This window comes from Nonomuraea sp. MG754425, assembly GCF_021699195.1.
GTDB lineage: Bacteria > Actinomycetota > Actinomycetes > Streptosporangiales > Streptosporangiaceae > Nonomuraea.
This window is the reverse complement of the sequence record NZ_SSXE01000118.1, coordinates 40,188-49,534: the sequence shown is the minus strand read 5'-3', so window position 1 is coordinate 49,534 and position 9,347 is coordinate 40,188. Positions and strand designations below refer to the sequence as shown.

The following is a 9,347-nucleotide window of genomic DNA, read 5'->3' as shown; positions in this document are numbered from 1 at the left end:
AGATGTGTATAAGAGACAGAGTGTGGGGTGGTGGGATGTGGCCGGTGGTGGCCTCGTTCAGGGTGCGGAGTGAGTCGTCGAGATGGTCGAGCAGTTGCCCGAGGTTCCACCCCGCGCACGGCGTCGGCCGGCAGAGTGTGGCGGGCGTGACGATGCGCAGGCTGCCGAGCGCGTAGTCGATCGCCCGTTCCAGCAGCGCCACACCTGCCGCCAATGCCCGTTCCTGGTCGCTCATGGTCGCCTCCTCGTGAAAGCAGACCCGGGCGGGCGGAAAAAATCATCGCCTCGCGGACGCCGCATGGCCGAGCAGGTCGGGTATGTGCATGATCGTCCGCAAAAGAGGGCCGTACGCTGGCGGGAGCGAAAGGATCTGCCGTGAGGATGCTCAGCAGACTGATCGATCGGCTTCTCGGCCTGCCCGAGGCGACCACCCCCGACATCGGGATCGCCCACGACCTGGGGGTGCCGATGCCCGACGGGGTCGTGCTGCGTGCCGACCGCTACCGGCCGCGCGGGGCGGGGCCGCTGCCCGTGGTGCTGATGCGCACCCCTTACGGGAAGCACCGGCCCGACGCGAGGGTGACGGCCCGGGTGCTGGCGCGGCGGGGCATGCAGGTCGTGGTGCAGAACGCGCGGGGCACGTTCGGCTCGGGCGGCCGGTTCGCCGCCTTCCACCAGGAGAAGGACGACGGCCTGGCCACGGCGGCCTGGCTGCGGGAGCAGCCGTGGTGCGACGGGCGGCTGGCGACGGCGGGGGCGAGCTATCTCGGGTTCACGCAGTGGGCGCTCGGGCCCTACCTCGATCCGCCGCTGGAGGCGATGTGCCTGGGCGTGACGGCCAGCGAGTTCAGGACGACGTTCTATCCGGGCGGGGTGTTCGCCCTGCACAACCTGCTGACCTGGGCCGCGCTGATCGGCACCCAGGAGGAGACGCCGCTGGGCGGGCTGCTGCCCGATCCGCGCCAGGCGGGCCGGGTGCGGCGGGCCATGGCGCACGTGCCGGTCGGCACGTCCGACCTGGCCGCGATCGGGAAGCGGGTGCCGTTCCTGCGGGAGGCCGCCGCGCACGCCGCGGCGGACGACCCGTTCTGGACGGACGTCGACCACAGCGCCGCCGCGGTCAAGATGACCACGCCGACCAGCATGGTCACCGGCTGGTGGGACCTGTTCCTGCCCGCGCAGCTTCGTGACTACGTCGCGGCGCGCGAGGCCGGACGGCCGGGCCGGATCGTGATCGGCCCGTGGGGGCACGACCTCGGCGCGCTGCGGGCGCTGCTGGCGGAGGAGGTGTCGTGGCTGTCGGGGCACCTGCTCGGTGACACCGCCCAGCTCCAGCGCTCACCGGTCCGGCTCTACCTGCAGCGGGCGGAGCGCTGGCTGGACTTCGACCGGTGGCCGCCGCCGCAGTCCGCGCCGACGCCGCTGCACCTGCTGCCGTACCGGAGGCTGGGGTGGGAGGCGCCTGGGGAGGACGTCCCGCCTGACGTGTTCAGCTACGACCCGGCGCGTCCGGCCCGGTCGGTGGGCGGGCCGCTCCTGGACCCGCGGTTGTCGAAGCAGCGTGACAACCGCGACGTCGAGGCCCGCCCGGACGTGGTCGTGTACACCGGCGGGCCGCTCCGCCGCGATCTCGACCTGATCGGGCCCGTCTCGGCGACCGTGTACGTGCGGACCGACACGGGCCACGCCGACGTCTTCGTCCGGCTGTGCGACGTGGACGCGGCCGGGGTGTCCCGCAACGTCACGGACGGCGTCCTGCGGCTGCCCGCGGGGAGCGAGGGCGTGGTCAGGGCCGAGGTGGAGCTGCATCCGACCGGGTACCGGTTCCGGCGCGGGCACCGGCTGCGGGTGCAGGTGTCCGGCGGGGCGTTCCCGCGCTTCGCCCGCAACCACGGGACCGGCGAGCCGGTGGAGCGGGCGGTGCGGACCCGGCCGACGCGGTTCGAGATCTTCCGTGACGCCGGGCATCCGTCGTCGATCACGCTGCCGGTCTTCGGCGGACGGCAGGGGCGGAAAGCCTGAGGCGTCGGGGCAAGGCGGTTACCGGGGGCGGCCCGGAAAGGCCAGGGTCCTTCTGGGAGACTGCACGGTCGTGACCGCTCACGAACAGACCCCGTCCGCGCCCCGCCGGCTGCTCCTGATCCTGGGGCAGGAGGGCGCGGGCAAGAGCACGATCATCCGCGCGCTGCTCCCCCGCACGTCCCTCGGCGCCCGGATCGACGCCGAGGACCTCGGCCAGGTCAACCCCTGCGCGTACGACGACGCGTTCTGGCACCTGCTGCGCGCCAACGTGGCGGTCCTGGCCCGCAACTACTGGGCCGCGGGCTACCGGAACGTGATCGCGGGCAGCTTCTTCGGCTCCCGCGACGACTACCTGCGCTTCCGCGACCTCGTGCCCGAGGCGGACGAGGTGTACGTGGTCCAGTTGCTGGTCCGGCCCGAGGAGCGGCGGCGGCGCCGGCTCACCCGGGCCAAGCGCACCACGCAGGAGTGGCGTGACCGGGTGGACCGGGTGGACGTCGTGGACACGACGCTCGCCGCCGACCAGGACGGCTACCGCTACCTCGCCGTGGACGGCACCGGCCGGACGCCCGAGGAGACCGTGGACACGATCGTGCGGGCGTTGCCCGGCTTCTTCGGCGCGTGACGCCGGTGGCTCACGCGCCGGGCAACCGGCGGTCGACGAAGGACGTGACGTCGTCGAGCACCTCGTCCTTGTTGGTCTCGTTGAACACCTCGTGCCTGGCCCCCGGGTAGATCCGCTCCGTCAGGTCGTCGCCCTTGACGGCCTCGACGCCGGCGCGGCTGCCGGGCAGCGGCACGAGGCGGTCGTCGTCCCCGTGCACCCACAGCGTGGGCAGCGAGCCGAACGTGCCGCCCTCGGCGATCGTGTCCAGCGTCGCCGCGAACGCCTCCAGCGTCGGACGCTTGAACGGGCCGTGCCACACGAGCGGGTCGGCGGCGTACGCGGCGCCGATCGACGGGTCGCGGGAGAGCGTGGCCGGGTCGATCGGGACGTCCGGCGGCTCCTCGTAGGCCAGCAATGCGGGCACCACCTCCCACTCCCCGATCACCGGCCCGGACAGGACCAGCGCGGTCAGGCCGGAGGCGTACCGCTGGGCGTAGCGGGCCGCGATCATGCCGCCCATCGAGTGGCCGATCAGCACGACGGGCGTCCCCGGGTGCGCGGCCCTGGCGTGCTCCTCGACGGTGTGCACGTCGGTGACCACGTCCTCGAAGTCCTCGACGAGGACCCGGTCGCCCTCGGACCTGCCGTGCCCCATGTGGTCGAGGCCGTAGACGGCGGCTCCGTGGCGGACGAGCCGGTCGGCCACGTACGCGTAACGGCCGATGTGCTCGCCGTACCCGTGGACCAGGATCGCGACGTACCGGGGCCGTTCACGGGGCCATTCGCGGGCCGTGATGCGGCCCTTCGTGCCGGTGAAGGTGTGCTCGCGCGCCTCTGCCATGCTCACTCCAAGGTCGGAAGTGAAGTGAGCGTACGCGGTAACCGTCCCTTTTCGCCTGCCCCGGCGGGCCGGAGGTCCACCCGGGCACCGGGCTCGCCTGCGGCCGCCGCGGCCTGACGTCGCTGGTCACCGGTCTGAGGTGGCGTACCCGAACTCGTCGTCGGACAGGGTGCGCCGCAGCGTGCGCAGCACCCTGGCGGGGTCGTCCTCGGGCCCCTCCGCGTAGAACGGCTTGCCGTCGCGGCCGAAGGTGATGGCCGACTCGTCCTCCCACTTGCCGAGCAGGTCGGTGCCGAGCGCGAAGAGGTCGTGCGGCTCGAAGCCGAGCTTCCTGGCGTGGTCCACCGACCCGAACACCAGGTGCCTGGCCAGCTCGATCGGCGCCTCCTGCCAGCCGGGGTACTCGCCGAAGAAGTACTCGCGGAAACGCACCAGGTCACGGTCGTCGAGCACGTCGGGGCCGATGACGCCCTTGACGCCGAGGCAGTAGACGTCGGCCAGGTAGCCGCAGACGGACAGCCGGTCCCAGGTGTGCCGCCGGGCGACGAGCACGCACACCATGCCGCCGACGCCGGAGGCGGGGGCCTGGTCGGTCCAGCCGCGCGCCGGGTCGAGGCCGAGCCCCTCGCTCCAGCCGACGTTGATCCAGCATCCGGCCACCTCGGCCTCGCCCGTGCCGGTGCTCTCGGCGGTCTCGGCGCCGATCGCGCGGACGAGCGGCGCCACGACCGACGGCGAGACCTTGAGCGCGCGGGCGATCTCCTTGGGCGACTTGCCCTGCAGGCGCAGCTCGCGTACCTGCTCTTTCAGATCCATTGCGGCAGCCTAGCGGGAGTGGGACGCCGTGGCGGTCAGGTGCGGCGGCGGGCGAGCCGGGGTTTCCGGCCGGGAACGGTCAGCCCACGGACGGCGTCACGGTGTCCACGTCCGCCTGCCCGACCGACCGTCCCGAGACCAGGACGAGCGCGGGGTCGCGCAGGTCGGAGATGCGTGCGAGCGGGTCACCCGCGACCGCGACGAGGTCGGCCCGCTTGCCGGGGTCGAGGCTGCCCGCCACCGCGCCGACCCCGCAGGCGTCGGCGGCCAGCACGGTGGCCAGCTCGATGACCTCGGCGTTGCGGTAGCCCACCGACACGAACGTCTCCAGGCCCCCGACGTAGCCGTCGGTCGCGTTCGGGATGCCGCCCACCGCGAACCCGGCGTCGGTGCCCGCGATCACCTTGATCCCGGCGTCCCGCATCGCGGCGACCCCGGCGAGCCACGCGTCGAGCATGGCCTCACCGTGCACCTCGCGGATGCGCTCCGTCGCGCCGTGCACGGTGGGGCACACGTACGTGCCGCTGGCCGCGACCAGGTCGGCCAGCTCGGCGTCGTAGCGGTGGCCCGCCGAGGTGAAGAACGAGCAGTGCTCGACGGTGGTGACCCCGGCCTCGACGGCGTCGCGGATCGAGGCGTGCGCGTGGGCGTGCGCCGCGACGCCCTTGCCGCGCGTGGCGGCCTCCTCGACGACCACGCGGAGCTGCGCGGCGTTGTACTGGGGCACCCAGCTCGGCGGCGCGCCCGGCGTCATCAGCCCGCCGGAGGCCATCACCTTGAGGCAGTCGGCGCCCGCGCGCAGGTTCTCCCTGGCGACGCGGCGGATGGCGGGTTCGTCGTCGGCCTCGCCGCCCATGTACCAGCAGTGGCCGCCGGTGATGGTGATCGGCCGGGTGGCGGCCACGATGTGCGGGCCGACGGTCAGGCCCTCCTCGACGGCGTCGCGCAGCACCAGGTCGAGGAAGCCGCGCCCGCCCAGGTCGCGGGCGGTGGTGACACCGGCGGAGACGAGCTTGCGGGCGTTCTCGGCCATCCGCAGCAGCAGGTGGTGGTCGCTCTCGGGGCTGCGCCGGGTGACCGGGTCGACCTTGTCGTCGAAGCCGAGGTGCACGTGCGCGTCGATCAGACCGGGCAGCACCGTGTGGCCGGGCAGGTCGAGGACGTCGTCCGCCTCCCCCGCGCTCCCGCGCGGCCCGACGGAGACGATCAGGCCCTCGTCGATGAGGACCTCTCCGTCCACGATCACTTCTCCCGGACGACCCGTGAGCACCTGCGCGGCGCGGATGATCCTCATATGTCCAAGCGTGCCACCGTCTAAAGGCCGCGAGAAGGGGATCGTAAGCCCGCGGGGCCACCGTGGAGTCATCGCAGCGGCCCCGCAGGGAGGACCAATGACCCAGACCGCCGAGTACGTACTCACCCGCGTCTTCGACGCCCCCCGGGAGCGGGTGTGGGCGGCGTGGACCGAGCCCGAGCGCTTCTCCCGCTGGTTCGGGCCGCGGACGCTGGCCACGCCGGTGGGCCGGATCACGCTGGACGCCTGGCCCGGCGGGGTCTGGCGGGCCACGCTGGTGGGCGAGGAGGGCTTCGAGGTGACGCTGGACGGGACGTATCGGGAGGTGGCGGCGCCGGGGCGGCTGGTGTTCACCACCGGCGACCCCGACGCCCCCGGCGACAGCCCGGCGTCCGTCGTGACGATCGGCTTCGCCGACCTGGGCGGCAGGACCGAGATGCGCTTCCACCAGTCCGGCGTCAACACCGACGAGGAGCACGCCGACGGGGCCAGGGCGGGCTGGAACGAGTTCTTCGACCGCCTGGCCGCCTACCTGTCGTGACCGCCGCCGGGACCGGTCCGGAACGCAGGCCGGTCCGGAGCGCAGGCCGGTCCGGAGCGGGGTCAGAGCAGTTTCTGGGCGTCGTCCAGCTTGTAGGTGCCGCCGCGCGCGTACGCGGCGGCGAACGCCTCCTCGCCGAGCGCCTCGCGGGCCCGCGTGGTGACGCTTTCGACGTCCTCCCGCTCGGCCGTCCCCGGCCGGAGCCTGTAGGAGTCCCTGGCGGCAGCCGCCAGCCCCAGCAGCAGGGCGGACTGCTCGGTGGGCCCGGCCGCGGAGGCCGCGCCCACCACGGCGCCGATGGACGTGCGGGGGTCTCCGATCCTCCAGCCGTAGGTGAGCGCCTCCGCGTGCAGCGCCATGGCCGCGGCCGGGTCGCCGCGCAGGTCCGTGAGCCAGCCCAGCTCGATGAGGGTGTCGGGCAGGTGCAGGGCGGGCTCGGCGTCGGGGTCGCGGGACAGCCCTTCGAGCAGGTGGTTGAGGTGCCGCTCGGCCAGGTCGAGCCGGCCGACCCGGCGGGCGGCGTAGGCCACGCCCATCTCGGCCATGGTCATGCCCTTCGCGTAGCCCTGGGCGTCGGCCTGCTTGAGCGCGCGCTCGCACAGTTCGACGGCGCGCCCGTACTCGCCGCTCTCCAGCGCCACCCAGCCCAGCCAGGCGGTGTGGGTGGCGACCTCGGGCCACAGCTCCAGGTCCTCGGCCATCCGCAGCCCCTCGCCGAACAGCCGGTTGGCCTCGTCGATGTCGTGCCGCATCTCGGCGAGCGAGGCCAGCCACTCGGTGGCGCGCAGCAGCCCCCACCGGTCGCCCAGCTCGGTGAACAGGCGGGCGCTCTCGCCGGCGATGCGCTCGATGGCCTCTTTGTCGCGCAGCGTGAAGGCGTCCATGGCCTGCCGGGTGAGCGCGGTGGCGATCCCCCACCGGTCGCCGATCTCCCTGAACGTGGCCAGCGCCCGTTCGGCCAGCTCCTGGCCGGTCGGCATGTCGTCGAGGTGCAGCCCGACGAAGAGCTGCGCCCTGGCCCGCTCGCCCGGGTCCTCGACCGCCGCCAGCACGGGCTTCCAGTCGGGCTGCCCGCCGGTGCAGACCGCGAACCCCGCTTCCCAGGCCGCCGCCCTGGCCCGCGCCGGACCGTCGGCGGCGGACGGCGCGACCGCGAGCGCCTGGGCCATGGCCCGCCGGCCCTCGGCCAGCCGGCCGCGCAGGAACCAGTACCAGGCCAGCGCGTTCACCAGCTCCGCCGCGCGGCGTCCGTCGCCGCGGGCCGCCGCCGTGTCGAGCGCCGCCCACAGGTTCGCGGCCTCCGCGTCGAGGCGCAGCAGCCACTCGCGCTGCTCCGGGCCGTACAGGCCGGGCTCGGCGCGGACGGCCAGCTCCAGGTAGTGGCGCAGGTGCGCGTCGCGGACGCGGTCGAGCTCGCCGGCGTCGGCCATCCGGGCCACGCAGTACTCCGAGACCGACTCCAGCAGCCGGTACCGGACGCCGGTCGGGGCGTGCACGACCACCACCAGCGAACGATCGACGAGGCGGGCCAGCAGGTCCAGCACGTCCGGACCGCCGGGGTCGCCGTCGGCGCAGACGGACTCGGCGGCCTCCAGCGTGCACCCGTCGGCGTGCACGGCCAGGCGGCGCAGCATGATCCGCTCGTCCTCCGGCAGCAGGTCCCAGCTCCAGTCGATCACCGCGGTGAGCGTCTGCTGACGGGCCGGCGCGCCGCGCTGCCCGGTGGCCAGCAGCCGGAACCTGTCGTCCAGCCGGGCCACGACGCCCTGCACGCCGAGCGCGCGCACCCTGGTCGCGGCCAGTTCCAGCGCCAGCGGGATGCCGTCGAGCCGGCGGCAGAGCTGTGCGACGGCCTGCGCGTTGCCCGCCTCCAGCCGGAACCCGCGGGCGGAGGCGGCGGCCCTGGTCACGAAGAGCCGCACGGCGTCGGAGCCGGCCATGGCGGCCAGGTCGGCGCTGGCGGGCAGGTCGAGCGGCGGCACGCTCCACAGCACCTCGCCCGCCACGGCCAGCGGCTCCCGGCTCGTGGCCAGGATGCGCAGGCCGGGGCAGCTCCGCAGGAGCACCTCGGCCAGCTCGGCGACCTGCTCGACCACGTGCTCGCAGTTGTCCAGCACGAGCAGCGCCCGCCGGGAGCGCAGCCCGGCCGCCAGCCGCGCCGCCGGTGTCGCGTCCGCGCCTCCCGCCTCCTCCCTGATGTCCAGTGACGCCAGGACCGCCTCGGCCGGCGAGCGCGGGCCCTGGTCGAGCGCGACCAGCCAGACCCCGTCCGTGAAGCCGTCGAGCAGGCGGTTCGCGGCCTCCAGCGCCAGCCGGGTCTTGCCGACGCCGCCGCTGCCGGTGAGGGTGACCAGCCGCTCCTCCTCGACGAGCCCGCACACCTCGGCCAGCGCCTCGTCCCGGCCGATCAGCCTGCTGACGGAGGCGGGCAGGTTCGTGACGGGACGTTCGGCGGGCACGCTCAGAGCCGGGTCCTGCCCGAGGATCGCCTGGTGCAGCGCGACCAGTTCGGGGCCGGGGTCGAGGCCGAGCTCGTCGGCCAGCCGCTCGCGCAGTTCGCCGAAACTGGCCAGCGCCTCGCTCTGCCGTCCCGCCCGGTACAGCGCCCGCATGTGGACGGCGCGCAGCCGTTCCCTGAGCGGGTGGCGGTTGACCAGGTCGCCCAGCTCGCCCACCAGCAGGCCGTGCTCGCCCAGTTCCAGCCGCGCCTCGGCGTGCTGCTCCAGCGCCGACAGCCGCTGCTCCTCCAGGCGGTGCACGGCCGAGCGGGTGTGCTCCTCGTCGGCGAAGTCCGCGTACGCCGGGCCGCGCCACAGCGCCAGCGCGTCGCCCAGCAGGCCCGCCTTGGTCCTGGGGTTGTCGGTGGCCTCGGCCCGGGCCAGCAGTTCGGCGAAGCGCACGGCGTCCACGCCGCCCTCGTCGGCGCGCAGCAGGTAGCCGGGAGCGCGGGAGACGACGAGGTTCTTGCCGCCGGGCTCGGCGTCCTCGAACGCCTTGCGCAGTTGCGAGACCCGCACCTGGAGCGCGCCCGCCGGGTTGGCCGGCGGCTCGGCTCCCCACAGATCGTCCACCAGCCGGTCCACCGACACCGGATGGCCCTCGTGGACGAGCAGGTCCACGAGGAGCGCCCGGACCTTGAGGCCGGGGATGGTGACGGTCTCCCCCGCGTCCGTCCAGACCACCAGCGGCCCAAGCACCCCAAATCGCATGCCCGTCAGCCTATGTG

General features: G+C 74.2%; 7 protein-coding genes. 3 read left to right on the top strand and 4 right to left on the bottom strand.

Annotated elements, in window-relative coordinates:
* Positions 1–381: 381 nt before the first annotated feature.
* Together FAF44_RS33970 and FAF44_RS33965 are read left to right on the top strand one after the other, a co-directional pair.
* Entirely contained in the window at positions 382–2,022 is a 1,641-nt protein-coding gene (locus FAF44_RS33970; protein ID WP_237107427.1) for a CocE/NonD family hydrolase, read from the top strand.
* A gap of 70 nt (positions 2,023–2,092) precedes the next feature.
* A complete protein-coding gene (locus FAF44_RS33965) occupies positions 2,093–2,647 on the top strand; it encodes a hypothetical protein (RefSeq protein ID WP_237107426.1) in 555 nt (184 codons plus the stop codon).
* Between the two features lie 10 nt (positions 2,648–2,657).
* Here the strand turns inward: FAF44_RS33965 and FAF44_RS33960 are convergent, their stop codons facing one another.
* The 3 genes from FAF44_RS33960 to FAF44_RS33950 all read right to left on the bottom strand — a co-directional run bounded on the left by FAF44_RS33960 (position 2,658) and on the right by FAF44_RS33950 (position 5,580).
* Positions 2,658–3,470 (bottom strand): alpha/beta hydrolase, encoded by an 813-nt coding sequence (locus FAF44_RS33960; RefSeq protein ID WP_237107425.1) that lies wholly within the window; start codon positions 3,468–3,470, stop codon positions 2,658–2,660.
* Between the two features lie 126 nt (positions 3,471–3,596).
* Positions 3,597–4,286 (bottom strand): helix-turn-helix domain-containing protein, encoded by a 690-nt coding sequence (locus tag FAF44_RS33955; RefSeq protein WP_237107424.1) that lies wholly within the window; start codon positions 4,284–4,286, stop codon positions 3,597–3,599.
* Positions 4,287–4,365: 79 nt separating this feature from the next.
* Entirely contained in the window at positions 4,366–5,580 is a 1,215-nt protein-coding gene (locus FAF44_RS33950; RefSeq protein ID WP_237107423.1) for an amidohydrolase family protein, read from the bottom strand.
* Between the two features lie 97 nt (positions 5,581–5,677).
* Here FAF44_RS33950 and FAF44_RS33945 point away from each other — a divergent pair, with 97 nt between their 5' ends.
* The gene (locus FAF44_RS33945) at positions 5,678–6,121 is read left to right on the top strand and encodes an SRPBCC domain-containing protein (RefSeq protein ID WP_237107422.1); all 444 of its coding nucleotides are present in this window, start codon (positions 5,678–5,680) and stop codon (positions 6,119–6,121) included.
* 62 nt (positions 6,122–6,183) lie between these two features.
* Here FAF44_RS33945 and FAF44_RS33940 read toward each other — a convergent pair whose 3' ends face one another.
* Positions 6,184–9,330, bottom strand: a complete 3,147-nt coding sequence (locus FAF44_RS33940) for a BTAD domain-containing putative transcriptional regulator (RefSeq protein WP_237107421.1) — start codon at positions 9,328–9,330, stop codon at positions 6,184–6,186.
* Between the last annotated feature and the right edge of the window lie 17 nt (positions 9,331–9,347).

Excerpts from the sequence above, each read along its gene's own strand:
- FAF44_RS33950 (WP_237107423.1), bottom strand. The coding sequence starts at position 5,580 with ATGAGGATCATCCGCGCCGCGCAGGTGCTCACGGGTCGTCCGGGAGAA.
- FAF44_RS33960 (WP_237107425.1), bottom strand. The coding sequence starts at position 3,470 with ATGGCAGAGGCGCGCGAGCACACCTTCACCGGCACGAAGGGCCGCATC.
- FAF44_RS33970 (WP_237107427.1), top strand. The coding sequence starts at position 382 with ATGCTCAGCAGACTGATCGATCGGCTTCTCGGCCTGCCCGAGGCGACC.
- FAF44_RS33945 (WP_237107422.1), top strand. The coding sequence starts at position 5,678 with ATGACCCAGACCGCCGAGTACGTACTCACCCGCGTCTTCGACGCCCCC.
- FAF44_RS33955 (WP_237107424.1), bottom strand. The coding sequence starts at position 4,286 with ATGGATCTGAAAGAGCAGGTACGCGAGCTGCGCCTGCAGGGCAAGTCG.
- FAF44_RS33940 (WP_237107421.1), bottom strand. The coding sequence starts at position 9,330 with ATGCGATTTGGGGTGCTTGGGCCGCTGGTGGTCTGGACGGACGCGGGG.